The organism is Shewanella salipaludis (assembly GCF_012911865.1).
Lineage (GTDB): Bacteria > Pseudomonadota > Gammaproteobacteria > Enterobacterales > Shewanellaceae > Shewanella > Shewanella salipaludis.
The window spans coordinates 1-24,726 of the sequence record NZ_JAAXYH010000002.1; the positions used below are offsets into that span (position 1 = coordinate 1).

The following is a 24,726-nucleotide window of genomic DNA, read 5'->3' on the forward strand; positions in this document are numbered from 1 at the left end:
TCGACTGGCAGTGGGTCAAGGGCCACGCCGGCCATCCAGAGAATGAGCGTTGTGATGTGTTGGCAAGACAGGCGGCCGAAGCCTCGCCGACCCAAGCCGACACCGGCTATCAGGCCTGAGCCATGCCTGCCTGAGTGCTCACCAGTGACAGCCAGTATATGCGCCAGGGCATCACCCAGTGGATCCATGGCTGGAAGAAGAAAAACTGGATGACGGCCAGCCGCACCCCGGTGAAAAATGTCGACCTGTGGAAGCGCCTGGATGCCGCCTCACAACAGCATAAGGTCGACTGGCAGTGGGTCAAGGGCCACGCCGGCCATCCAGAGAATGAGCGTTGTGATGTGTTGGCAAGACAGGCGGCCGAAGCCTCGCCGACCCAAGCCGACACCGGCTATCAGGCCTGAGCCATGCCCGCCTGGCATGCTAGGGCGTGATGTTGAAAAAATTCTGACAAAAACCTATGAAGGCCTGCCCCAACGGCGTCGGGTGCCGGCTCTTGTGGGTGATCAAATAGAAGCTGCGCTCCAGCGCCAGCCCCTCGACTGTGACCAGCGCCAGCTCCTTGCGGCTCAATTCCTTCTCGACCGTCAGTTCGGACAATACCCCCAGGCCGGCGCCCTGCTTCACCGCCAGCTTGATGGCCTCAGGGGTATTGAAACAAAACTTCACCTTAGGCTGCATCGCCAGCGCATTGGCGGCATTGACAAAATGTTCACGGGTCCCCGAGCCCTCCTCCCTCAGCACCCAGGGGAAGCCTGTCACCTCCGCCGGTGACACCCGCTTGTTGGCGAAGGGGTGCGCCGGGTGGCAGAAGACCAGCAACTTGTCTCTATGCCAGGGTTCGACGGCGATGCGTCTGTCGGCGCAATGGCCCTCGATAAACCCCAACTCACTGCGACACTCGGCAACCGCCTGGATCACCGCCTGGGTGTTGCTGATGTCGAGCTCCACATGGCTCTCCTGGTGCTGTTGGCAGAAGGCCACCGCCGCCTTGGCCAGCAGATAGTTGCCTATGGTCGAGCTGGCACTGACGTTGAGCTGCCCCACCAATTCCCCGTCCTGACTGCTGAATGCCGCTTCTATCTGCGCCACCCTATGCAGCAGATCGCTGGCCAGGGGCAATAACAGGCTGCCCTGGGCATTGAGGTGCAGCTTATTGCCCAGACGCTCGAACAGCCGGCTGTTGAGCTGTTTTTCCAGTTCGGCCAGCGCCATGGAAGTGGCGGGTGCCGACAGATTCAGGTGTTCGGCCGCCTTGGCCACCTGGCCTATTCTGGCGACGGCATCGAACACGGCCAACTGTTTGAGGGTAATGCGCATAGCGAAGAAAGGTTCCTGAAAAGAGACGAATGCGTCTATGGGGCTCTGCCAAGAATATCATTTGACTTTCGGTTGAGACACCCTGCCACTGCGACCTGCGCTGGGCGCCGTCGACCACTGGGGCTGACGCCGTTTACGCCTGTCGGCTATGGGGGTGAGCGGCGTCTCCAGTTTGCGGGCGACGATCAGATACAGGCTGCCGGCACTGGGCAACCAGGCCTCGAGCGTCTGCTGCCAGAACCCCGAGTCCTGGATCTCCCCCAGCAAGCTGTGATACAGCAAACGTTCATCACAGACCACCTGATACCCCAACAACCCCAGCCAATCCCTGACTCTGGACGGCAGGAAGAAACGGCCGCTCCAGGGCAGTTCATCCCTGTGTTTGGGCAACAACTTGCCGATAAAGGCCGGACTCAGGGGATTGAGGCCGACGATGAGCAAGTAGCCACCGGAAATCAATACCCTGTCCGTTTCCCGCAGGATACGGTAGGGATCGGCCTCGAACTCCAGCAGCAGACTCATGAGCACGGCATCCATGCTGGCATTTTGCAGTGGCAAGTGGCAAAAGTCCCCCTGGAGCTGTGCGCCGCTGTCCGGGAAGAGGGAAAACTGATGCGCCACGCTGCAGCCCTCACCGGGCAATTGGGCACTCAGGGGGCCAAGCTTGAGCAGATGATAACCGAAAATCTTCGGCCACCATGGCGAGACACAGGTCATGACTCTTTGACGCAACAGGGCACCGTTTGGCAGTGCCGCCCAGCTCTGCGGCTTGGCATGGCTCCTGGTATTATTGGTATGGGACACACACGCCTCCTCGTTGACGGCCTGAATACGTTTGCAGATTGTCGTACCAGTGACAGGCAGATAGCACTATACAAACAATCACTGTGTTGCGTACACTGGAATGGTCACGCAGGACCATGACACGCCAGCGACACAATACTGCCTAAGGCATTGGACCTACAGGAATATACCATGCTTAATATATCAGGCATTGCCGCCTTCAATGATAATTATATCTGGCTGATTTGGGATCAGGATCCATCCAAGGCCTATGTGGTCGACCCTGGCGATGCCGATGCCGTGCTCGACTATCTCGCCGCCCACGATCTGGCACTGACCGGCATACTCATCACCCATCACCATGCAGATCACACCGGCGGCATCGCCAAGCTGCAGGCGCACTATGGACAGGCCTTGAGCGTCTATGGTCCCGAGGCCGAACAGATCCCCGGGGTCAACCAGCCCTTGCCCGGCGATCAGAATATTCACCTGCCCTTCATAGAGCCCAGCTGCTGCATCATCCGGGTGCCTGGACATACCTCGGGACACATAGCTTACCTCATCCAGGACGCCTTATTCTGCGGTGATACCCTGTTCAGTGGCGGCTGCGGGCGGCTGTTCGAAGGCACCGCCACCCAGATGCTGCACTCTCTGACCCGGCTGGCACAATTCCCAGTGAACACCCGGGTCTATTGTGCCCATGAGTACACGGAGGCAAACCTGGCCTTCGCCCTCACAGTCGATCCCCTCAATCCGCAACTGCGCGAGTACCAGCAGTGGGTCGTCAAGGCCCGCCAGCATGGCATCCCGACCATTCCCTCTGAGCTGTCGACCGAGCTGGCGATCAATCCTTTCCTGCGTTGTTTCCGCAAGGATATACAAGACGCCATAGAGAAAAAGTTCAACCGCACTCATTTGGATGAGCTGCAAACCTTCACCCTGCTGCGCCAATGGAAAGATAATTTTTAACCGCAGGCCAAGCAAAAGCCCCTTAAAAGCGGCGGCTTAGGTCGCTGCGGCCAGACGCCTCCCAGCCAATAACCCTGGTTTCTCTGCTACATTTGAAAGACATGCACCCGTATTTGCTCTAGAATATGCCGCTTTGCTCAATAACTGCGCCCATAACTTACTGGCCTGATATGTGCTTTTAGGCGGTGCCAATAACAGAGGACTCACGTTTTCGATGCGAGTATCACCTTATTTTTTTGCGGGGGGATTTGCCCTGCTCAGTGGTTGTCAGGTACTGAACGACCAAGCGGTTAACCCGGTCGTGGCCCCGCCGGCGACGCAGCCAATGGTCGCCGCCACAGTGGTGGAAACCCCGGCGGTTGCGGAACAGATCACAGATCTCTGGGAGCGGATCCGCCAGGATATGACCCTGGCCGTGCCCGACAAGAAACTGGTCAACCACTACCGGGATTGGTACATAGCGCATCCACAGCACCTGGCCATAGTGTCCGAGCGTGCGGCCCCTTTCCTGTATTTGATCGTCGAAGAACTGGAAAAACGCCGGTTACCGATAGAACTCGCCCTGCTGCCGATAGTCGAGAGCTCCTTCGATCCCTTCGCCTACTCCCACGGCGCGGCCTCCGGGCTATGGCAATTTACCAGCCCCATGGCCAGCCACTTCGGCCTGAAAATGAACTGGTGGTACGACGGACGTCGCGATGTTCCCGCCGCCACCACGGCAGCGCTGGATATGCTGGAGTACCTCTACAACAAGACGGGGCAGAATTGGCTGTACGCCATCGCGGCCTACAACACGGGCGAAGGCCGGGTTCTGAACGCCATCAAACGCAATGAGAGTAAGGGCCTGAAGACAGACTTCTGGTCCCTGAAACTCCCGAAAGAAACCAAGCGCTACGTGCCGCAACTCTTGGCCCTGGCCGACGTCATCAAGCACGCGGATGATTATGGCATCGCCTTGGCCGCCATAGACAATGCGCCGCAAATCGCCGTGGTCGATGCCGACAGTCAGATAGATTTGGCCCTCGCCGCCCGCCTGGCCAAGATGTCGACCGAAGAACTGCAGCGACTGAATCCGGGCTTCAACCGCTGGGCCACCGCCCCCGAGGGACCCCACACCTTGGTGCTGCCCATAGACAAGTCGGAAGAATTTAAACTGGCACTGGCAGGCACAGACTCGGCCGCCAGAATTAACTGGCTCAGATATCAGATCAAGTCCGGCGACAGCATAGGGGTCATAGCCAAGCGTCATAACACCACGATAGCGGCCATTCGCTCGAGCAACGGCTTGACCTCCAACACCATAGTGGCAGGCAAGTATCTGTTGATCCCTGTGTCGGCGCAGAACCCTGAATTGTACACACTGTCGATGAATCAGCGACTGAATAATAAGCCCGCCGGCAAGGGCAACAAGCTCGACTATAAGGTCAAAGCGGGTGACTCGCTGTGGACCATAGCCAGGGCACACAAGGTCAAGATTGACCAACTCAGTCGCTGGAATCACCTCAACAGCAAGAACCCGCTGCAATTGGGGCAGAAGCTGGTGATCTGGACCCAGGGGAATGGCTCATCCCATGACGCGAATGCCGTGATAAGGACAGTCAACTACAAGGTTAAATCCGGCGATTCTCTGGCCCGCATCGCCAGTCGTTTCAAGGTCAGGGTGAGCGATTTGATCGAATGGAACGACCTGGGTTCGGCCCGCTACATACAGCCAGGGCAAATGTTGAAACTCTTGGTCAATGTGACCAAAGGCAGCGTCTGACGGACTGTCGCAGTTCCAGGATAAAAAAACGGCAGCCCAGGCTGCCGTTTTCGTGTCCGCTGCGCGCCAGATACTGCCGCGCTCAATCCCGGTTATCCTCAGTGCGGTGGCGTCAGGGCCATGCGCACCGGGGCCAGAGTAGCTTGCTGTGACTCCTGCGCCTCCTGCGCCTTGCCGGCAAAATAGGCTTCCAGGTAATAACCTTTTCCCTTCACCCTGGCCAGGGCCTTGGCGGGTATCAGGAATCTGACCTTAATCACGCCACCGGCCTGAATCACAGTGTCCCGCAGCGCCTGGGTAAACATCATGTCGTCCGACCAGGCCCAGAGCCGCTTCCCCTGGGGATCGAGCAACCAGAGATCGGCCGTCATCCCCGAGTTATACCTCAGGGCAACGGCATGACGCTGCACATTGGTCACCAACAGGGTCACCTTCAGCGGCTGGTTAGGCTCGAACGCCGAATCCAGGATGAGTTCTCCGGTGAATAAGTCCTGCGCCATGCCGTCCTCCCCCTTGGCCGCGTGCTGTGGCCCGAGTGTAATGAGTCTAGTGTCATTCATGCCGAGCGGCAGCGGCCTCACCAGAGGCTCGGTGGCTATTCCGGCCGGCCTCGGCTGGCTCGCCGTCATTGGCTGAGGCTGAGCCTCTGGCTGGGGCCGGACCTGAGTCTCGACGGCCGCTGGCGTTTGTTGCCCCGCGGCCCTGTCTTCGCCCTGATAGGGGGAGCTGCAGGCCGCAAGCCCGAGGGACAACAGCAATAAACTTGTGACTTGGCGCATTATTTACCCCCCAGTTTCTTCAGCAAGGACTCCTTGAGCTTATCTTTGAGTTTTTCCTCGGCCTTAGCCGCTTCCTGCTTCAGCTTTCCGCCCAGCAATGCCTGGGTATCCAACGCATACTCGGGTTTTTCAAAGGTGCCTGTGATGGCCAGGGGAATGTCGATCCCCGCCAGCGCATCCTGACCCTCGCCGCCTTGGCCCTTGAGCGAGCCCACCAGGCTGGTGGTCAACTTGTAGTCCAGGGCTTCACTGATAAGGTTTGCGGTCCCCGCCCCCGCCAGTCGCAGCAAGGGGGACGCCATCGCCAGGTCAGGATTGGTGACCAGGGCCTTAGCCACGGTGAAGCTGCCGCCAAGGCTGGAGAAGTCTGTCTTGCGCTCGGCGTTATCCTGGGCCGACATATCGCCCTTGAGCTTGGCCTGGGCATCACGGAGCATCTGTGGAATATTGACCCCGTAGAGGGAACCGTCCGTGACCTCGAAATTGCCGTTCGCCAGCAGATTGGCTTTGATATTTTCCGGCACCAGGCTCTTGCCCGTCCCCTTGACGCTGAAGTTGGCACTGCCGGACAGGAGATCTACCTCGGCGGCATCCATCAACAAGGGCCTGACCTGTACTCCGGCAAGCTGCTGGTTAAACTCATAACTCGCCACCTTCTGCCGAGCGTCGAGCCTGGCCTTGGCGGTGAGTTTTCCTTGATATAAGTCTGCCGTCAGTTGCTTGAGATCCACTATGCCCTTGTTGACGGCCAAGGTCATTGCCCAATTTTGGGTCTGCACCTTGGCCAGCTTGATGGCTTTCACTGTCAACGCCAGCTTAAGATCCAGCTGCTTGAGGCCACTGAGATCCGGCTCTGTCGCCGCAGGGGAGGACGTCGCGGCCTTGTCGGCATCCGCCTCGCTCTGGGGCAACCAGGCATCCAGATCCAACTCGCCCATGGCCAGGGTGACATCCAGTTGTGGCACCTTAGTGCCATAGTTAACCCCAACCCGGCCCGAACCCTGGATATCGCCGGCACTCAATTCCCTCAGGGTCAAGAGTAACTGCTGCTTATCCAGCACAAGGTCCACATCCAAGAGCAGCTCGGCCGTCAGTTTTTGCTGGGGAATACCGGCCCCCTGCAGCAGGTTGGCGACCTTAAAATCGCGCACCTGCACTTGCTGCAGATCCCGGCTCAGCTTCAACTTGCCTTCACCCTCACTATGCAGCGTCATATCTGTCAGCTGGGCATCGAAGTCATAGGCAACGGAGGCGAACTCGTCGAGAGAGAATTTACCCAGGCTGAAACGGGTCAGAGTAAGGCTCTGGGTCTGCCCCTTGGCCTCATCGATCAGATTGACCCGTGCCTGACTTATGCTCACTCCGCCTATATTCAGGCTCTCCAGCTTCACGGCCGCGGGCTTTTCCTGTGCCGGCTGACGGGTCTTGGACTCACCCACCAGGCCATCCAGGCTCGACTCGCCATTCTTGCGGGTCACCAGGTTGACGGTTAACCCCTCGAGTGTGAGCTGAGCTATCTCCACCTCTTTGGAGAGCAGCGGCATCAGCGCCACTTCGGCGACGGCGCCCTCGATCTCCACCATGGCAGCTGGCTTGAATCCCTCCGGATTGGATAAGGCTATCCCGCCGAGATTGATGCCGAGCGCGGGAAAAAAGGTCCAGGAAAGATCTTGCTCTATCGCCAGCTCCCTGCCCGTGTGTTGTTTCACCGCCGCAATGATTTCGGGCTTGAAGTCGTTCGGGTCAAAAAATACCGTCAGGTAAAGCACCAGCGCCAATATCAGGCTCGCAGTGATAGCCAACAGCCACTTGATCAATTTCATAACCATATCCTTGTTAAATCATCATATTGCTAACGAAAGAGTTTAGCCTAAAAAGCTCAGGTCCAAGACGCTATCGCTGACGGCAATGCCATTGTCGTCGGCATATAACTGCATGCCTGCGGTTATCTTCACGCCATTTATTTCTATGGGAACACCTATCTCGCCAACGCCATGTTTCGCCGTCTTGATCGGCATGGCGCCGAGGGCCTGGATGCCTATGTCCATCCTGGCAAGCGCTGCCACATCGCGCACATAGCCGAATATCACTATCCCTTGCCAGCCCATGTCGACGGCGGATTGGGCTATCATATCGCCGAGCAGGGCCCGTCTGGATGAGCCCCCGCCATCGACCACCAACACCTTACCACGGCCAGGTTGCGCCAAGACGTCTTTCACCTTGGAATTATCTTCGAAACATTTGACCGTCACTACCTCACCCCAGAAAAGCCTTCTGGCGCCAAACTGACGAAAATCGCCCCTGAGCAGCTGCAAGCTGGCTTCATTGTGATCGAATAAATCCGGTAACAGATCTAACATGCTTGTCTCCCTGCAAAATCAAAATCTTAGATTACGCACTCTCGGCCAAGGCGACAAGCCTTCTGACAAATTGGATATCTCTTTTCGACTCGTTAGTGTATAAAGCCTTTGAGCCTGATAGCATAAACACTATAATAAGCTTAACCTACACCCGATGAGTCCACGACCCTATTCAAAAACCTTGTATATGGTTATTTTTAACTAAGCGAACACCTCAATGACTAAAGATCTTGATTTACAGAGCGCGATAGCCGCCCTCGATGAGTATGGATACGATAAAAAACTCTCAACGGATCTTGAACAAGCACGTAACAAACAACAAATGGCTAAATATATTAAGTCACTCGACTACAGCCTGCGGCGTTTATTAATATTACAGGATACTGTAAACGACTTGGTTGACGAAAAGAAACACCAACTCGCACAACAGGAAAATATCCAAACCTATAAGACAAAGATAATAAACTTATCCCGTGAATATAATATGACGTATGCCGAAGTGTTGGGAGTGATGGCGAGCCAGAGTCAAAAATAACAAGGATATTGTTAACCAGGTAAACTGTACACGGCTGCAACTAATCCCCTGATTTATCACTGGCATTTCTTTTTCAAGCATCAGGGGAATGTCATGAGTTACCCCGTGCAGGCTCGGATGTTTGAGCCTGCCCTTCTTGCAATACCCGCCCGCTTAAGCCGTTGCGACTGCCTCTCGGGCTTCAGCCTGGCTTCCTTTAGCCTAACTTAAGGCATCGGCTATTGCCTCCCTAATACAGCACCCTAGCACCTCAAGGCTGGCTCCTCATGGCCCCATGGCTCAAGTGGCGGCTGCCAATTTTGCGGCTAATTCAGCATAGTCATAAGAGGTTATTTCAAACGGATTGCCATCGGGATCGGCGAAGTAGATTGACCATGCCAAGCGATGATCGACTCTGCTGAAATGAATGCCGCAATTCTTGAGGTGCTGTTGCCAGCATAGGAAGTCGGCGCAATTCACACCAAATGCGACCGTGGTATCTTGTGGTGTCTTGGAGTCGAATAAAGCCAGGTGCACTGAACCATTGGCTAAGGTCAGTGGGCCTCCGCCAGACGCCCACTGCGCCAATGCCGGCAACCGGGTAAAACCAAGATTATCCCCGTACCATTTTTCTGCCGCGGTTAAATCCGTAACATAAATATGGATATGATCGACTCGCGAAAAACCGGGTGGCATATTGACTCCTGAATAGATCCTTTCCTGCCGTTATTCTTTCATACCTTGAGTGACGGTGAGCCAATTAATACTAGCCTGGTTTTCTGGCAATAACAGAATATGCTTGCCGGCAACTCATTTGAGCCTAATCCGAAAACCCAAAGTGATAGGCGAACAGGGCACAATGACGTATTGAGGTCGGAGAATGGCAGAGATCACTGCCACAATATGCATCTATGGAGGAATGAATAGCCTCAGTCGAGATCTTTCAGCGGCCAGAGTACTATATGATCTTCTATGTCGCGCACCCGCTCCTCGTTGACCACCTTGCCCTGAACGGAAATTCCGGCCTGGTGCATGGCGTCTTTCGAACCCGAGATCAAGGGATGCCAGGCAGCGAGGCCACGTCCCAGATGCAGGCGGCGGTAAGCGCAACTGTCCGGCAACCAGGTAAGCTCGGCTATGTTGTCTGCCGTGATGGCGGTACACTGAGGCACATGCTGGAAGCGGGTATCATAGTGCCGGCAGCCGCAGCTTTGCTCATCGAGCAACTTACAGGCCGCATTGGTGTAGTGCAGTTCCTCCGTGTCATCGTCGATCAACTTATTCAAACAACATTTGCCGCAACCGTCACAGAGGGATTCCCATTCCTGTGTGCTTAGCTCTGCCAGTGATTTCTGTTCCCAAAACGCCATGTGTATTCTGAATCTCAATTAAAAAGCCGCTACTGCGGCTTATTTTACCCTAATTGGTGCCTGGGCAGCCAACACTCTGTCCGGCACTATCCCTGACACTGAGGCTGATGGCTAATCTATGGCGGGATACTTGATCCGCTCCGACAGATAAGTCACTGAGATGCCGAAGTAATCGGAGCGATTCCAGTTCATCAACGCCCGGTAGTTGTCATACACCAGGTACTTGCGTCCCCGTTGGCCATCTGGCATCAGGACAGACACCTGCATGTCGTCTCTGTTCGGCAGATCTTTGCCATCGTAACGCCGCACCCCCAAGGCTTGCCAGGCGGCGAATGACTTCTTGGTCTCCAGCCCCACCAGACTCATGTCGAGACTCGAAGGCACCTGTACCTGGCGGCCCCAGGTCTCCGAGGCCTGCCAACCTGCCTGCTGCAGATAGTAAGCGGCCGAGGCGAAGGCATCATTCGGATTGCTCCAAATGTCTTTCTTGCCATCGCCGTCACCGTCCTGGGCGTAGGCCAGATAAGACGTCGGCATAAATTGGGTCTGGCCCATGGCGCCGGCCCAGGAGCCCTTGAGTTCTTCGAAGGGAATATTTTCCTGCGCCATGATCTTCAATGCCGCGAGAAACTCTTTCTTGAAGAAGGCCTCACGCCGGCCTTCATAGGCCAGCGAAGCCGTGACAGACAACACAGGATAGCTGCCCATCAGAGCCCCAAAGTTGGACTCCACCCCCCACAGGGCGACGATGAATCTGGGCTGCACCCCGTATTTCTCGCCTATGGCGGTGAGCTCCGCCCTATGCTGCTTGAATAAGCTGCGCGCCTGCTCCACCTTCCATTCCGGCACCACGCGGGGCAGATAGGTTTCCAGGGTATGCTGGCTCTCGGGCTGCGACTTATCCGAGGCTATGGCCTTCTTGAATAACTTAAGCTGCGCAAAGGCACTCTCAACCGTGGTCTTGGGTATGCCCGCCGCCAGGGATTCTTTCTTTAAATTATCGAGATAGTCGCCGAAGCTGCCCCTGTCGGCTTGCGGCTGCGCCATCGCCGGCAGAGACATGATGGCGCCGACAATGACACTATGAAGTAATTTCCAATTCATAACTCACCCTAAATATTTCTAACGCTTGTGTGCTTGGCTCTCCAGTCACCTGCGCCCGTTACCCCAGAGACTAATGCGCTTGTGTCTGCTCTTGCTGATTCTGCTGTTTGTACTCTTCGAGCAAATTCACCTGTGGCGGCGGTAACTGCAGGTAATAGCCCTTATCGGCCAATTCCGCCCTCACCCTGTCGATATCTGCGATACCCAGGTGATCCCGTTTGGACAGGGGCAGCAGCATCACCAGCTTTGGCGGACCGAACATCTCCAGCAAGGCCTGGGGCACATCCTCAAAATGATCGCGCTTCCCAACAAAAAGATAGGTATCTGCCCTGCGACTACTCTTATAAACGGCACATAACATAATGGTATCAATTTCCCCGGTATCAAACTTGCCAGCCAATGGGCCACACTATAACATGGTCACTTCGTAATTTAATTGCAAATCAGCGGACGACTGATGATTTCTGGAGAATAATGCCGGGATGCCAAAACCTAGTCTCGAGTTGAAAGGGTCCTCTTTTACGCTTTCGGTACTGCACATCAATAATCAGGATTTAGATGCGGTCGCCGCCGAGTTAGACCATAAGCTCGCCCAGGCACCGCAATTTTTTATCGGCGCCCCCCTGGTCGTCAATCTCAGCGGGCTGGATGGTGAAGAGGTGGATGTCGCCGCCCTGAAACAACTCTTGACCAGCAGGCAGTTGGTGATTGTCGGTGTCACGGGCGCCTCTGCGGCGTTGAACCAACAAGCCAAAGATCAAGGCCTGGCCAGCATCAAGGCCGGCAAACAGAGTCCTGTGACCCCACCTCAGGTCCGAAATACCAAAATAGTGAAGCAAAACATTCGTTCCGGACAGCAAGTCTATGCAAAAGATGGCGATTTAGTCATTTTTGGTGCCGTTGGCAATGGCGCCGAAGTCATTGCAGATGGTAGCATTCATATTTACGGTGCACTGCGTGGTAAAGCCATGGCGGGTGCCGGCGGCGACCGCCATGCTGTGATCATAGCCCAGTCCATGGAAGCCGAACTGGTTTCTATCGCAGGGCAATACTGGCTGGCAGAAAATCTGCAACAGCACTGCCCTGGGAAGAGTGGCTGTATCCGCCTCGAGGGCGAGTCACTCATAGTCGAATCATTGCCCCTATAACTTAATGGCAGAAAAGGATAGAAAGAAACATGGCACAAATTATTGTTGTCACCTCAGGTAAAGGCGGTGTGGGCAAGACCACATCGAGTGCTGCTATTGCCACAGGGCTGGCCCTTCAAGGCCACAAAACCGTGGTCATAGATTTCGATATCGGCCTGCGCAACTTAGATCTCATCATGGGCTGTGAACGCAGAGTCGTATACGACTTCGTCAATGTCATCAATGGTGAAGCCAACCTGAATCAGGCGCTGATCAAGGACAAGCGCTGCGAGAAGTTGTTTGTCCTGCCGGCGTCCCAGACCCGGGATAAAGACGCCCTGACCAAGGAAGGCGTCGGTCGGGTACTCGATGATTTGGCCAAAGAATTTGACTATATCCTCTGTGACTCCCCTGCGGGCATAGAGCAAGGCGCCATGATGGCACTGTATTTTGCCGATATCGCCATAGTCACCACCAACCCTGAGGTCAGCTCGGTGCGTGACTCGGACAGGATCCTCGGCATGCTGCAGAGCAAGTCCCGCCGCGCCGAGCAGAACCTGGAGCCCATCAAGGAATATTTGCTGCTGACCCGCTACTCGCCTACCAGAGTCAAGAGCGGCGAAATGCTCAGCGTCGAAGACGTCAGCGAGATCCTGGCGATCCCACTGCTCGGGGTGATCCCCGAATCCCAGTCTGTGCTCAAGGCATCGAACTCGGGCGTGCCTGTGATCATAGATCAGGAAAGCGATGCCGGCCTGGCCTACAGCGATACGGTTGCGCGCCTGCTCGGCGAAGATTTGCCAGTACGTTTCATCACGGAAGAAAAGAAAGGTTTCCTACAACGGATATTTGGTAGCTAATTATGTCTCTACTCGACTATTTCAGAAGCAATAAGAAAACCAGCACTGCGGTAATGGCCAAAGAGCGCCTGCAGATCATAGTCGCCCACCAGAGGGGCGAACGTGGCGCGCCGGATTATTTCCCGCAGATGAAACAAGAAATTATCGAAGTGATCCGTAAATATGTGCAGATATCTGAAGATCAGGTCTCGGTGCAGCTGGATCAGAACGATGACAACCTGTCGGTACTCGAACTGAACGTCACCCTGCCCGACAGATAAGCCATTCGCCCACCACTCCCTACATGGGATTGGTGGGTCTCGCTGCCGGCGCCGCACTGGACGACATATTCGTCGCAAGGTATTCGTCGCAAAGTATTCGGCGCCAAAGCCTTGCCCCGTGTTGTTTTCGCGCACCACCTAGCGCCGAGTCACAAGTGTTTACCGCCGGCCAACTCGTCCAGCTTGGCGTTTATCTCGCGTAACCTTGGCATTTGTTGCGCCCACTTAGCCTAACAGTGCCAAGCCGATTGCATAGAATGCCGCCGCCAGGAACGACGCCAGGGTCCTGAGATGATTCCAGCGCCGCCAACGGCAAACATACTCGCGCCAGAACCCAACAGACTCGGGCCGATGGGGAGCGACTCTTTTTAGCGCCTCATTGAGCGGTACATTGGCCGCAACAGTCACCAGAAAACAACCGCCCAAATACACCAGACTCCCAAGCAGCAAGTATACGGCGCCTGGATGCTGCCATTGGATGAGCGAGAAGCTCCCCAGTATCAGGCTAATGACTGCGGCACCAAAAAAGCAGCCGAAGAATAATGGGTTAAGGACAGTGATATTGATGGCTTGCATGGCGGACATGCCGGCTTCGGCCTGGATCTTTTCGAGCGCGCCCATGACAAAGTTTGAGAATGCAAAAAAGATCCCGGCAACCAGGCCACAGCTCAGCACCCCGGCCAGAGTCAGGGGAAAAAGGACAGTCTCGACCCAATTCATATCATACTCCCGCGGCAAGCATTGCTACCCTAGGGGCTAAACCCACACGCCAGCAGCCATGGGTCCGGCTTTGGGCCGGCTCGCCATTAAGGCTATTGATAGGTTCTGCCATTATGTTTAAGCCAACCCGCGACATGACGCCCATCGGGATCCCTGTGGGTCCAATGCACTATCCCGCCCTGTCGGTTCCACTCATACTCACCGTAAAACTGCACCCGGTCACCATTGGCCAGCGCGTTTATCCTGGCGGCCAAGTCTATGTTATGGGCTATTAACAGCGTCAGACCCGAAGGGAGGCGTAAGATAAATCTCTGGTGCCTGGCCCCCTTGGTATCATCCGCCAACAGCCGTACCACCAGGCCCATGCCTTCGACCTGGAGCTGACTCTGGTGGTTCTCGAAAGCCCGCTCTATTGCGCCGTCATCGGCAACGGCACTCGCCGTCGAGGGCATGTCGCCAACCAATACCGGCTGCCGGCTTTGACCCGCATCCATCCATAGATAGATCCCCGTCACCAGGGAGAGGATAATCAGTAATTTTTTCATGCTAGGCCCCGTTGCCGCATAATCTGCTTGGCTGTTCCCAACCCCAACCCGTCGCCGCTAATGCAGCAAACTAGAGCCAGGGCGATGCTTTCAATCCGCGGATCCCTTGGTAACACAGGCGCTCAGCAAGGCAGCTGTCCCTCTCTCTCGACTCGAGTAGGTACACATGCTGATAAGCCGCCTTGTAACCAATGGGTAAACTTCTGCTCCAGCTGATCCGCCGCTCTGTTGTGGCTCAGTAATATGTAATCATGTCCGGATGGAATAAAGCCGAATGGTGCGATCAGATTACCTCTTTTCAGATCGTCCACGACTAATGGATATGAGCCTATTGCGGCCCCCAAGCCATCGACTGCAGCCTGAAAACAGAAGTAGAAATGCGCAAAGCTCTGGCCGGCATTGCCAGCAAGAAACGTATCGCCGTAACTCGAAGACCAGTCATCCCATGCCTGTGGCCTGGTCTGGCTATGGAGCAGCTTAATCTTGCCCGGCTCCTGTTTCACCTGTTCCCAATATTCAGGCGAAAATACGGGACCAACCCACTCATCCACTAACCGCGTCTTTTGATAATCATGGGACAGCGCAAAATCATCACGCCGAATCGCCAACGACAAGCCAGTCGTCCCCAGGGTGACTGGGCCTCCGGCTGTCGATAACCTGACATCGGCCCCTGAACTTAGATAAAAATCCGCTAACCTGGGCATCAGCCAGCGCATGGTCAAGGTTGGCTCGCAGGACACTTCGAGACAGGGATTTTTCATCCGATACAGCATGTTTACGCCGGCATCCAAGGCTTGAAAAGCCTGCTCCGTATAGCCTTTGAGCAACTCGCCCTCTTGGGTCAAGTGCAGATTCCGGCCTTGCCTGTAAAACAAGGGCAGAGAGAGGTGGTTTTCCAGCACTTTGATCTGTTTGCTCACAGCCCCATGGGTGATATTCAATCTGTTTGCGGCTTCGGTATAACTCGGCGATGATGCTGCAACATGAAAAACGTGAAATGCCTTGAGGTGTCTCATCCGTGACTTTTTCTCACATAGCGACTGAAATTATTTCGATTATAGCCAGCCGTTAAAATGCATACAATGGCGACTCAAACATCAGCATAGATCAAATTCGGAGTATGCATGGAGTTCATCAGCCTCGCCGTCCTCGGCGTGTTAATCGTCATCAGTCCAGGGGCTGATTTTGTCTTGGTGCTGAAAAACAGTATCAACCATGGCAGAAAGGCCGGGATCTGGACGGCCATTGGAGTGAGTCTCGCCATCTGTATTCATATAGCTTATTCGCTGCTCGGCATAAGCTACTTGATAGCCCAGAATGAGGTGCTATTCAGCCTAGTCAGATATGCGGGTTCGGCCTATCTCATCTATTTGGGGTTGAAAGGCATTTTCTCCAGCGGTGCTCAGATAACCTCAGTAAAAGCAGACGCAACAGATATCAATACTGTGCAATATCTGGCACAAGGTTTCTTGTGCAATCTCTTAAACCCGAAAACAATGCTCTTTTTCTTGAGTATTTTCAGCCAAGTGATTTCACCCGATGCAGGTGATTACCATCCGGCTGTCATATACGGGCTATATATGGTGCTACTGCACGGGCTCTGGTTCTGTATCGTCGCCATGCTCTTCACATCCAATGCACTTCAAGCACGCTTGCTGAAAATGAAGCAAAGGTTAAATCAGGCATGTGGCGCCGGTTTACTCGCCTTCGGCGCCTTGCTTGCCATAAAATCGTGAAGCCGCGTTTCATTCAACAGTCGCGTTTCATTCCACAGCCGCTTCCCAATGTTAATTAACCGGCGATGCGAATTAACCTGGGTCTTCGATAAGCGCACAGCGCTATGGAATATCGCAAGGCCTGCTTTAGTGGAATCGAAAGAGCAGGAGCAGGACCTATATCCTGTCTTTCTTGTTGCCACAATAGCGCGAATCATCGCGTTATTTTTAAATCATTATATTTTACTTTGAATTTGGCGATATAAAATGTATGTGGCTATAGTTAGTCAGCGCCTGCCAATCGCAGGAAAAAATTCAATCTGGGGCTGATAGGTTAACTATTTTAATTTATGTTTAATTTATTTTAATTTGCTATGGCCCAGCCGAGTTGACTTTGTTTAACTTACATTCAAAGGGAACTTCCAATGTCTCACAAAGCGCTGTTATTGACGATATCCATGCTGCTTTTCGGCGCCATGCCATCGCTGACCATGGCCAAGGACCTGCCATCCAAATCCGCCACAGATGCAAGCGATGCCAAGATTGTCGAGTGCCCGCTGGCGGCCAATCAACCCGACACCTTCGCCCTTTGCGCCACCGCGACCTGCTGGACACTCGATGGCGTGGCTTACTGCAAATGTGATGTCATGAATGAAGAAAGTATTTCCTTCAGTTTTAACTATGAGGCAAACGGCGAGAGTAAAAACATTTGCGATACGCTTTTGCAGGGAAACCGCAACGGCTTCACCGTCAGCACCTATGCCACGCCCCGCCAGATTGAAACCGACTATGAGCCCGAGACGGAAAAGCTCGGCCCTCCCATGGGCTATTACACCTGCGACACCGAGTCGGGACCACAGGCCTATGGCGCACAATGTGATGGTGGGCTGTGTTTCACCAGCACTCAGGGTAAAGACTTCCCGGGTCTCGGCCATATCAACCAAAATCAGATAGTGTGTTCTTGCCCACCCACGCTGAGCAAAGCGCCGGGCTTCCAGATTGCCGGCCCCTGGAGCTGCAAACCGGGCGACAAAAATGCAGACAACCATTGTTGCGATCAAGATTATTACGATGATATGTGTGGCGTTACCAGCGTAACGGCTACGGGCACTGTACTGGCAGTGAACGCCCCCATAGGTACCGCCAGGGCGCTTTCAATCAAGCTCGACGGTGACGTGCCCAGGTTTAATTCCTGCCGGTTCAAATAACCTGCCGGTCTTTTGCAAAGCCCATGCACTGGGTGCCGTGCTGCGCAAAAGATCACCCGGCGGCGCTATGGCCTTCCCTCAGGCTAACCACAGGGCGCGCTCAGCCGCGAAACGCCGCCTCGATCGCGGCAATGTCGATTTTCCTCATCGTCATCATAGCATCAAACGCCCGTTTGGCAGCGACTCGGTCGGGACTCGTGTATGCCTTCGTCAGGGCGAGCGGCGTGATCTGCCAAGAGATGCCCCACTTGTCCTTACACCAACCGCACTCGCTCTCCTGACCGCCGTTGTCAACGATGGCGTTCCAATAGCGATCCGTTTCGTCTTGGTCTTTGGTCGCCACCTGAAATGAGAAGGCTTCGCTGTGCTTGAATGCCGGTCCGCCGTTAAGCCCGAGACACGCAACGCCCAGCACTGTGAACTCGACTGTCAATATATCCCCTGCTTTCCCCGCGGGATAATCCCCGGGGGCGCGATGCACAGCGCCGACCGACGAATCGGGAAATGTCGTGGCGTAAAACCGCGCGGCCTCCTCGGCATCGTCATCGAACCAAAGGCAGACGGTGTTCTTCGCAACCTTTGTCATGTCATTTCTCCTCTGGGGTCCATCCATGCATAGTTTGTTTGTTAGCTGTGCAAGCTTTTTTGCCAGTAACCCACATCCTGCCACTGATCAAACTTAAAGCCTATTTTTTCAAAATGGGCTACTTTCTTCATGCCCATTTTTTCATGGAGTGCAACACTCGCTTGATTTGGCAAGGTTATCCCGCCAATCACAGACTGAACACCACAAGCTTTCAGCTCCGCCATGAGGGCGATATACAACATGGAGCCATAGCCTTTACCCCTGGTCCCGGGAGCAAGGTAGACTGTGACTTCCACTGAAAATCTGTATGCACTTCTGTCTTTCCATTTGGTTGCGTAGGTATAGCCAACGACAACCGAATCTTCCACTGCAACCAGCCAGGGCAAACCAGCAGCTTGTACATTCTGAATTCTTCGATTGATTTCTGTTGCAGATACCTTTTCTTCTTCAAACGTAATAGCTGTATTTTCAATATAGTGGTTATAAATTCCAGCTATCACTTCTGAGTCAGCTTCCACGGCTTTTCTTATCATGCTACCCAACTGTATTTTTCTGTGTTAACCGTTTGCTAAGCGTTTTTTTCATAACATGCAATGATAGTCGTATTGAGCACAGACGTTGCAAAGAATTGTGACTTGGCTTTTAAGTACTCACTGTCAGAAAAGAAGTCATCCGCTGCGCTTTGACTGGGAAAATTGATCGTGAACACACGGTTGATAGCCACCTCTACTTGAGACAGCAGCACCTCAGACACGACAAAATCGAAACCAAAACCGCCGCCATATGTGGTTAAAATGGGCTTCATTGCCTCACGGTATTGCGCGTAGGTTTCATTATCTGAAACCTCTAACCCCACTAGCATTTCATACATCACAACATCTCCATTGTTCCTTGTTTAGTGTTTAGTGTTTAGTGTTTAGTGTTTAGTGTTTAGTGTTTAGTGTTTAGTGTTTAGTGTTTAGTGTTTAGTGTTTCGGCAACACACTCGCTCCTCCCCATAATTTTGTTAGTTCAACAAAATAAAATAGCCGCAGGCAAGACCAACACCACCCCTAACTATTTCTGTTTATTTAAATTAAACCTTAAAATCTCACTTTTCCAGGTTTCATACAGACTGCCATCAAGTATTTCTAGAAATATGGTGCAATCTGTAATAATAAAAACTGATCCTAATGGATCGTTCTTATCAAACATCATTTTATAAAAATAGATTTCTTGACCATTCCATTTGTAAGGGTGCCTGTCAATTTTTACTTCAGCATCGTAAAGCACTTTCCCATCGACAATGTTATTGATTAAATCACATTTTTCTTCATCATGATTAATCAAAGCCAATGCAACCCCTGATTTTTGATTATAGATCTTTACACTGAAATGTTCAGAACTATACCTTGCAGTTGAATTTTCAGGCAATGGTAAAGCCCCACCGAAAGCCTCTATATATGCTACAGCACAAACATTTAAAGGAATCATTAAAAAATCAGAAGGTATAACTTTTTAAATGCCAAAATAGGCCTCTCCACATCGACGAGCAATCAGGTAACTTCGTTCATTAAAAATTGAGACTGGAACAGTAAAGATCAGCAGCACTTATTGAAGAGTGGAACATTTTCGCCACAAAAAAATAAACGCAATCCTTATAAATTAATACATTTCAAAATAAAACATCCATGTTAAAATCAGTATAGTTATCGACATAATAAAACATGCGTCTATGCATTAAATGAAATTTAACTTCAGAAAACCTATCAGCTCTCAATTCAGAAAACATCTTTAATAACTCCTCTGACTCTTTTCCTTGGAGTAATTTCGCAGCAAAAATAAACTCACTACTCTTAATCTAAAGTACCTTAAACTGCGCCAGCACCTGTTTAATAGGTTCATCCCTATTGCTATTACCTCCGCACTTCCTCGCCTGATTCAGCAGGTACTGCATCGCCTCCATGACTGTGCCATTTTAACGACCGAGACACCCATAATTTGGGGCTCGTGATAGCACATATGTGGTCTTGGTTTCAGATAAGTCAGACGATGCGATGCAGTTCCCCGGTTTTGTATGCCGGCATAGGAACACCTCAAGTGACTCATTTTGGTGTCCACTGAAACGGGGCAAGTTCAAGATCGGTATAACTGGGTTGTTATATTTAATTTTTTGAAATACTCACTTTCGTTTTTGACGCAGATGCGAGTTCGATCACTTGTGCATACGTTAAACCATCGAGCTTTTTACTCAGAATATCGTAGTTCATGCCTTCCATCGCTGGATCACCCAACATATCGTAGACACTATTAACATCGGAGAACTGAATGGCTAATAAAGCCATGGCAAACTGTTGCTTCTTATTTTTAGACAATTTCTTAAATAGATAATTAATATCTTTTTGAATAGTTTGGCTGCTGTTACCGTTAAGTACGAAGGTATCTGAGACGCTAGCACAGCCAACAGAGGTTAATAGTGTCAGACCCAAAAATAGACTTTTCATAAAATATAACGTTTTGCTAAACGGCGCGCGTTAGCGCGTCCAGTGGAGGCCGCTTTTTGGCCGGAACGATGTTTGAGCAACTTGTTATAAATTATCTACTACCCCGATATACAATGTCGCCTTCTTTAATACCAAGATCTAAACGCATTGTGTTTAGTAGTGCATCTGCTTTTTCTCGCATTTCTTCCCAACTGGCACTTTGACCTTCGTACATAATCGGTATGAAGAAATCGATCATTTCGTTGTATTTATCCATTACCTCCTGAGTAGAAACAAGACTTAAATAGCCATAGGCCTTATTTCTGCAAAGCGCAAACGAATGCTCCACATCAGGATTAACGGCGCGCTGTTTTTTTGTTGTTACAGCTTCAAGTTCACGGAGTATTTCACTAATTAAATGCACAACATCTTTGTAGATCGCGAGCTTGTCGAAATGACGAGTAATTTCTTTTTGTTTTAGGAGGTCTAATTCTTTCTTTATACCCTCTAGTGCTTCAGAGTGTTTAGCTCGCTCATTTTGTAGCATTCGCTTTGCCCACACTCCACCAAGCCAACTTGAAAAAGCGGCTAAGATTAAGGCGCTACCACCAACTGAAGCTATAACAGCCGTGGCAATCTTGAAGACTTCATCGATATTCATAATAATTTATAACATTTTAATAGTGCGCATGCGCATATGTACATAGGTCCAATGCAAACCAGATTATCACAACTTACTGTTTTGTAAACCATTCAACTTGTTCACCCCACTAAGCCTTCCGGCTAAACGCGCATGCGCTCTTGCACCTCTTTATGAGCGGGCAAGATCTCGTTATTTTCTCCCCCCTCACGCAGAGAATTGGTCCATCTCCAGCCACGCTACCGCCCCTGGATCCGGGCCTCCACCTTGCCGCTGTATGCTGCTCTCGATTGTTGGGTACTCTCGATTATTGAATGCCCGTGAGCGTCACTTGTCGAAAACGGGAATGAGGTGCATGGAAGTAAATGTGAGGCAAGAAACCCTATGGCTCTCTGTTGCTATCTTCCTGACAACTGGGCTGCTTCCATGACAATATCATCACTGTTATTAATGAGTTAACTTAGGATATATTCGCCGCTATGGCAAGCTGAAAACGGCTGCAGGCATCACTTTAGCCGGCACAGACCTTTTCGGCATTGCTGCGCCTGTCTGCTTAGTGCGTGCATGCCGGCCGGCCGGCCGGGGGTAATGTGTCCGTGACTTACTATGACAGCCAGCAGTGGCAGCTCTCAGCTATCAACTACCAGCTCCCAGCTCTCTGTTAACAGGCATGGCCCCGATGCGGGCGGCGGAAACAAAACGGGGACAGGTAAGTACCTGTCCCCGTGACATTCGCGGTGTAAATCCGGCGCGTTAGGCTCAGAGTCTCAGTTGCCCCAACGCCTCGGCGGCGAGGGTGCCGCGCCAGCCGCTGAGCACCAAGGGGGTCTCTCCCTGCTTGCCGGCCCATAGCCATTGCAAGTAATCATGGATGTGGCGCTTGGAGCTCAGGAGTTCGACCGGCACCTGATGGTGCTCGCACACCTGCGTCAGGCAGTTCTTGATCGCCTTGAAGGCGGACTTGTAGCCCGGCTTGAGCGCCAGCACATCCACGGCCTCGGGCAAGTTGGCCAGATCCGCAGTCTGCAGCACCCTGAGCAGATCTTTGCCGTGGATCCGTTTCTCTTGTTCGGTCAGGTCATTGATCCGCAACAGCTCGGGCAGGCTGCCTGGTTGCTTCTTCGCCAGGGCGATCAGGGCGTGATCTTTGACGACGAAGCCCAGGGCGAGATCCCGCGCCAGGGCCTTCTCCATGCGCCACTTGGCCAGCACCTTGAGGTAGGCCAATTGTTGCTGCGTCAGCTGGAAGGCATTCTTCACCCTGAGATAGGCGACGCTTGTGTCGGGCGCCGCCAGGCGGTCCTGGGTCATGCGCTCGCCTTCTTCGTATACCCAGGCCAGCCTGCCCTGCTGTTCCAGCTTGGCCAGCAGCTGAGGGTATAGCTTGTAGAGGTAGAACACATCGTTGGCGGCATAGTTGAGCTGGGCTTCGCTCAGGGGGCGTTTCATCCAGTCGGTACGCGACTCGCCCTTATCCACTATCACTTCGAGGCAGGTCTCTACCAGCTTGGCGTAACCCATGCCATGACCCATGCCACAGACGGAGGCGGCTATCTGGCTGTCGAACAAGGGACCTGGCTGACATTGGCCATTATGGGCGAACACTTCCAGATCTTCGCTGCAGGAATGCACCAGTTTGATGATGCCGGGGTCGGTCAACAGGCTCCAGAAGGGCGAGAGATCCTGTATGGCAACCGGGTCTATCAATGCCAGGCTCTTGCCGTCGTAGGCCTGGATCAGCCCGAGTCTGGCGTAGTAGGTCCGGGTGCGGACAAATTCGGTATCCAGCACCAGCAGCTTAGCCTGGCGATATTGTTCAACCAGTTGCGCCAGTGCGGCTTCATCACTCACATATTGAAACGCTAACAAATTATTCTCCGGAATGAGGGGCCCTAAAAACAAAAGCCGGCAATTGCCGGCTTCATCCTTACGCAGTCTTGACTTCGTCTCGAAGTTCCCGGCGTAAGATCTTGCCCACATTGGTTTTGGGTAATTCCTGACGGAATTCTACCAGCTTAGGCACCTTATATCCCGTTAAATGATGACGGCAATGGGCGACTATCTCGGCTTCGGTGAGGGATTTGTCTTTGGCAACCACAAATATCTTCACCAATTCGCCGCTGGCTTCGTTGGGTACCCCAACCGCCGCCACTTCCAGCACCTTGGGATGCATGGCCACCACTTCTTCCACTTCGTTGGGGAAGACGTTGAAACCCGACACCAAGATCATGTCTTTCTTGCGATCGACTATGAAGAAGAAGCCCTGCTCATCCATATAGCCTATGTCACCGGTCGCCAACCAACCCTCGGCGTCGAGCACCTTGGCGGTTTCTTCCGGCCGCTGCCAGTAGCCCTTCATCACCTGGGGGCCCTTGCCGAACAACTCGCCGGTCTCGCCCTGGGGCAAGACCTTGCCTTCCTCATCGCGGATCTGGATCTGGGTCGAAGGCGCCGGAAAACCTATGGAGCCGTTGTAGCCCTCGAGGTTATAGGGACAACAGGCCAACAGGGGTGAGGCTTCGGTGAGGCCATAACCTTCCAGCAAGCGGGTCTGGGTTATCGCCTGCCACTTGTCGGCCACGGATCTCTGGACCGCCATGCCACCGCCGATGGACAGCTTGAGCCGGGAAAAGTCCAGCCGCCGGAATTCCTCACTGTTCACCAGCGCGTTGAAGAGGGTGTTCACCCCTGTCAGGGCGGTGAAGGGGTATTTCTTCAGCTCACTGACGAAACCGGGAATGTCCCTGGGATTGGTGATCAGCAGGTTGTTGCTGCCCTTATGCAGGAACAAGAGGCAGTTCACCGTCAAGGCGAAGATGTGGTACAGCGGCAAGGCCGTCACCACCAACTCTGTGCCCTTGTTGAGCATGGGCGAATAGGCGCCGTCGGCCTGCAGCACGTTGCTGACCACATTGCCATGGGTCAGCATGGCGCCCTTGGAGACCCCAGTGGTGCCGCCCGTATATTGCAGGAAGGCCAGATCATCGAAGTCGATTCTGGGCTTGACGTACTGCATCCGCCGCCCCTTAGACAGGGCATCACGCAGCGACAGCGCCTTGGGCAGATGGTACTTGGGTACCAGCTTCTTGATGTACTTGACCACGAAATTGACCAAGGTGCGCTTGGGGGCGCTGAGCAGATCCCCGAGCCCAGTGATGATCACGCTCTCCACCTGGGTCTCATCCACCACTTCTTCCAGGGTGCGGGCGAAGTTGGACACTACCACTATCGCCCTGGCGCCCGAGTCGTTGAGCTGGTGCTTGAGCTCCCTGGGGGTGTAGAGGGGGTTCACATTCACAACCACCATGCCGGCACGCAAAATACCGAACAGGGCGATGGGATATTGCAGCAGATTCGGCATCATCAAGGCGACCCTGTCACCCTGTTTGAGTCCCAATTGATTCTGCAAATAAGCGGCGAAGGCCCGGCTGCGCTCTTCCAGCTTACGATAGGTTAAGGTCGCGCCCATGTTGATAAAGGCGGGTTGGTCGGCATATTTGGCCACCGAGGTCTCAAACATATCGACAAGGGAAGTGTATTGCGCCGTATCTATTTCGGCAGGCACGTCTTCGGGCAAATTCTCAATCCAAGGCTGGTCCACAAATCTCTCCTAGAATCCCCATGGCGGCAGCAATGCAGCCA

The 24,726-nt window shown here is 53.2% G+C and carries 29 protein-coding genes and 1 pseudogene; 10 read left to right on the forward strand and 20 right to left on the reverse strand.

Features of this window, described 5'->3' with window-relative positions; all coding sequences use genetic code 11:
- Window positions 1-119, forward strand: a 119-nt coding sequence (locus HC757_RS02885; protein ID WP_342343043.1) for an RNase H family protein, incomplete at its 5' end; no start/stop codon positions are given.
- Between the two features lie 15 nt (window positions 120-134).
- A pseudogene (locus HC757_RS02890) lies at window positions 135-404 on the forward strand (RNase H family protein); the annotation flags it as partial.
- Window positions 405-423: 19 nt separating this feature from the next.
- On the opposite strand, the gene HC757_RS02895 reads toward HC757_RS02890, so the two are convergent.
- Both HC757_RS02895 and HC757_RS02900 read right to left on the reverse strand, forming a co-directional pair.
- The gene (locus HC757_RS02895; RefSeq protein ID WP_169562823.1) at window positions 424-1,320 is read right to left on the reverse strand and encodes a LysR family transcriptional regulator; all 897 of its coding nucleotides are present in this window, start codon (window positions 1,318-1,320) and stop codon (window positions 424-426) included.
- Window positions 1,321-1,377: 57 nt separating this feature from the next.
- Window positions 1,378-2,124 carry a class I SAM-dependent methyltransferase gene (locus HC757_RS02900; RefSeq protein ID WP_342343033.1) on the reverse strand — a complete coding sequence of 249 codons (747 nt, stop codon included), beginning with the start codon at window positions 2,122-2,124 and terminating at the stop codon, window positions 1,378-1,380.
- A gap of 171 nt (window positions 2,125-2,295) precedes the next feature.
- Here HC757_RS02900 and gloB point away from each other — a divergent pair, with 171 nt between their 5' ends.
- Together gloB and HC757_RS02910 are read left to right on the forward strand one after the other, a co-directional pair.
- Window positions 2,296-3,072 (forward strand): hydroxyacylglutathione hydrolase, encoded by a 777-nt coding sequence (gene gloB, locus HC757_RS02905; protein WP_169562824.1) that lies wholly within the window; start codon window positions 2,296-2,298, stop codon window positions 3,070-3,072.
- A gap of 214 nt (window positions 3,073-3,286) precedes the next feature.
- Window positions 3,287-4,834, forward strand: coding sequence for a lytic transglycosylase (locus tag HC757_RS02910; protein WP_169562825.1), 1,548 nt, complete (start codon window positions 3,287-3,289; stop codon window positions 4,832-4,834).
- Window positions 4,835-4,932: 98 nt separating this feature from the next.
- Here HC757_RS02910 and HC757_RS02915 read toward each other — a convergent pair whose 3' ends face one another.
- The 3 genes from HC757_RS02915 to HC757_RS02925 are packed head-to-tail and all read right to left on the reverse strand — an operon-like array spanning window position 4,933 to window position 7,973.
- Window positions 4,933-5,613, reverse strand: a complete 681-nt coding sequence (locus HC757_RS02915) for a BsuPI-related putative proteinase inhibitor (RefSeq protein ID WP_244623076.1) — start codon at window positions 5,611-5,613, stop codon at window positions 4,933-4,935.
- Window positions 5,613-7,436, reverse strand: coding sequence for an AsmA family protein (locus tag HC757_RS02920; protein WP_169562826.1), 1,824 nt, complete (start codon window positions 7,434-7,436; stop codon window positions 5,613-5,615). Before HC757_RS02920 ends, HC757_RS02915 begins: the two co-directional genes overlap by 1 nt.
- Window positions 7,437-7,478: 42 nt before the next feature.
- Window positions 7,479-7,973, reverse strand: a complete 495-nt coding sequence (locus HC757_RS02925; protein ID WP_169562827.1) for a putative 4-hydroxy-4-methyl-2-oxoglutarate aldolase — start codon at window positions 7,971-7,973, stop codon at window positions 7,479-7,481.
- 217 nt (window positions 7,974-8,190) lie between these two features.
- Between HC757_RS02925 and HC757_RS02930 the strand changes: the two genes are divergently transcribed.
- Window positions 8,191-8,508, forward strand: a complete 318-nt coding sequence (locus HC757_RS02930) for a hypothetical protein (protein ID WP_169562828.1) — start codon at window positions 8,191-8,193, stop codon at window positions 8,506-8,508.
- A gap of 279 nt (window positions 8,509-8,787) precedes the next feature.
- Here HC757_RS02930 and HC757_RS02935 read toward each other — a convergent pair whose 3' ends face one another.
- The 4 genes from HC757_RS02935 to HC757_RS02950 form a co-directional block, all read right to left on the reverse strand.
- Window positions 8,788-9,183: a VOC family protein gene (locus tag HC757_RS02935; protein WP_169562829.1), complete on the reverse strand. Its 396-nt coding sequence runs from the start codon at window positions 9,181-9,183 to the stop codon at window positions 8,788-8,790.
- Between the two features lie 233 nt (window positions 9,184-9,416).
- Window positions 9,417-9,857, reverse strand: a complete 441-nt coding sequence (locus HC757_RS02940) for a YcgN family cysteine cluster protein (protein ID WP_169562830.1) — start codon at window positions 9,855-9,857, stop codon at window positions 9,417-9,419.
- A gap of 111 nt (window positions 9,858-9,968) precedes the next feature.
- On the reverse strand, window positions 9,969-10,961 hold the full coding sequence (locus HC757_RS02945) for a lytic murein transglycosylase (RefSeq protein WP_169562831.1): 993 nt from the start codon (window positions 10,959-10,961) through the stop codon (window positions 9,969-9,971).
- Window positions 10,962-11,031: 70 nt separating this feature from the next.
- Window positions 11,032-11,322, reverse strand: a complete 291-nt coding sequence (locus HC757_RS02950) for a YcgL domain-containing protein (protein WP_169562832.1) — start codon at window positions 11,320-11,322, stop codon at window positions 11,032-11,034.
- 121 nt (window positions 11,323-11,443) lie between these two features.
- On the opposite strand from HC757_RS02950, the gene minC reads away from it, so the two are divergent.
- The 3 genes from minC to minE are packed head-to-tail and all read left to right on the forward strand — an operon-like array spanning window position 11,444 to window position 13,208.
- Complete coding sequence (gene minC, locus HC757_RS02955) at window positions 11,444-12,109, forward strand: septum site-determining protein MinC (protein ID WP_169562833.1); 666 nt, start codon at window positions 11,444-11,446, stop codon at window positions 12,107-12,109.
- Between the two features lie 29 nt (window positions 12,110-12,138).
- Complete coding sequence (gene minD, locus HC757_RS02960; RefSeq protein WP_169562834.1) at window positions 12,139-12,948, forward strand: septum site-determining protein MinD; 810 nt, start codon at window positions 12,139-12,141, stop codon at window positions 12,946-12,948.
- Window positions 12,949-12,950: 2 nt separating this feature from the next.
- A complete protein-coding gene (gene minE / locus HC757_RS02965) occupies window positions 12,951-13,208 on the forward strand; it encodes a cell division topological specificity factor MinE (protein WP_169562835.1) in 258 nt (85 codons plus the stop codon).
- Window positions 13,209-13,433: 225 nt separating this feature from the next.
- On the opposite strand, the gene HC757_RS02970 is transcribed toward minE, so the two are convergent.
- From HC757_RS02970 to HC757_RS02980, 3 genes are all read right to left on the reverse strand, one after another.
- The gene (locus tag HC757_RS02970; protein WP_169562836.1) at window positions 13,434-13,928 is read right to left on the reverse strand and encodes an anthrone oxygenase family protein; all 495 of its coding nucleotides are present in this window, start codon (window positions 13,926-13,928) and stop codon (window positions 13,434-13,436) included.
- Between the two features lie 92 nt (window positions 13,929-14,020).
- Window positions 14,021-14,473, reverse strand: a complete 453-nt coding sequence (locus tag HC757_RS02975; protein WP_169562837.1) for a DUF3465 domain-containing protein — start codon at window positions 14,471-14,473, stop codon at window positions 14,021-14,023.
- Window positions 14,474-14,595: 122 nt separating this feature from the next.
- Window positions 14,596-15,489, reverse strand: coding sequence for a LysR family transcriptional regulator (locus tag HC757_RS02980; RefSeq protein ID WP_169562838.1), 894 nt, complete (start codon window positions 15,487-15,489; stop codon window positions 14,596-14,598).
- Between the two features lie 108 nt (window positions 15,490-15,597).
- On the opposite strand from HC757_RS02980, the gene HC757_RS02985 reads away from it, so the two are divergent.
- Complete coding sequence (locus HC757_RS02985; RefSeq protein WP_169562839.1) at window positions 15,598-16,209, forward strand: LysE family translocator; 612 nt, start codon at window positions 15,598-15,600, stop codon at window positions 16,207-16,209.
- A 404-nt stretch (window positions 16,210-16,613) separates the two neighbouring features.
- A complete protein-coding gene (locus HC757_RS02990) occupies window positions 16,614-17,396 on the forward strand; it encodes a hypothetical protein (RefSeq protein ID WP_169562840.1) in 783 nt (260 codons plus the stop codon).
- Between the two features lie 100 nt (window positions 17,397-17,496).
- Here HC757_RS02990 and HC757_RS02995 read toward each other — a convergent pair whose 3' ends face one another.
- The 8 genes from HC757_RS02995 to fadD form a co-directional block, all read right to left on the reverse strand.
- Window positions 17,497-17,982, reverse strand: a complete 486-nt coding sequence (locus tag HC757_RS02995; protein ID WP_169562841.1) for a VOC family protein — start codon at window positions 17,980-17,982, stop codon at window positions 17,497-17,499.
- Window positions 17,983-18,023: 41 nt separating this feature from the next.
- Window positions 18,024-18,515: an arsinothricin resistance N-acetyltransferase ArsN1 family B gene (locus tag HC757_RS03000; protein ID WP_169562842.1), complete on the reverse strand. Its 492-nt coding sequence runs from the start codon at window positions 18,513-18,515 to the stop codon at window positions 18,024-18,026.
- A gap of 35 nt (window positions 18,516-18,550) precedes the next feature.
- A complete protein-coding gene (locus tag HC757_RS03005; RefSeq protein WP_169562843.1) occupies window positions 18,551-18,853 on the reverse strand; it encodes a DUF1330 domain-containing protein in 303 nt (100 codons plus the stop codon).
- Window positions 18,854-19,038: 185 nt separating this feature from the next.
- Window positions 19,039-19,455 carry a hypothetical protein gene (locus HC757_RS03010; protein WP_169562844.1) on the reverse strand — a complete coding sequence of 139 codons (417 nt, stop codon included), beginning with the start codon at window positions 19,453-19,455 and terminating at the stop codon, window positions 19,039-19,041.
- 671 nt (window positions 19,456-20,126) lie between these two features.
- Window positions 20,127-20,465: a hypothetical protein gene (locus HC757_RS03015; protein WP_169562845.1), complete on the reverse strand. Its 339-nt coding sequence runs from the start codon at window positions 20,463-20,465 to the stop codon at window positions 20,127-20,129.
- Window positions 20,466-20,556: 91 nt separating this feature from the next.
- Window positions 20,557-21,105: a hypothetical protein gene (locus tag HC757_RS03020; protein WP_169562846.1), complete on the reverse strand. Its 549-nt coding sequence runs from the start codon at window positions 21,103-21,105 to the stop codon at window positions 20,557-20,559.
- Window positions 21,106-21,843: 738 nt separating this feature from the next.
- Window positions 21,844-22,953 carry a ribonuclease D gene (gene rnd, locus HC757_RS03025; protein WP_169562847.1) on the reverse strand — a complete coding sequence of 370 codons (1,110 nt, stop codon included), beginning with the start codon at window positions 22,951-22,953 and terminating at the stop codon, window positions 21,844-21,846.
- 58 nt (window positions 22,954-23,011) lie between these two features.
- A complete protein-coding gene (gene fadD, locus HC757_RS03030; protein ID WP_169562848.1) occupies window positions 23,012-24,685 on the reverse strand; it encodes a long-chain-fatty-acid--CoA ligase FadD in 1,674 nt (557 codons plus the stop codon).
- Between the last annotated feature and the right edge of the window lie 41 nt (window positions 24,686-24,726).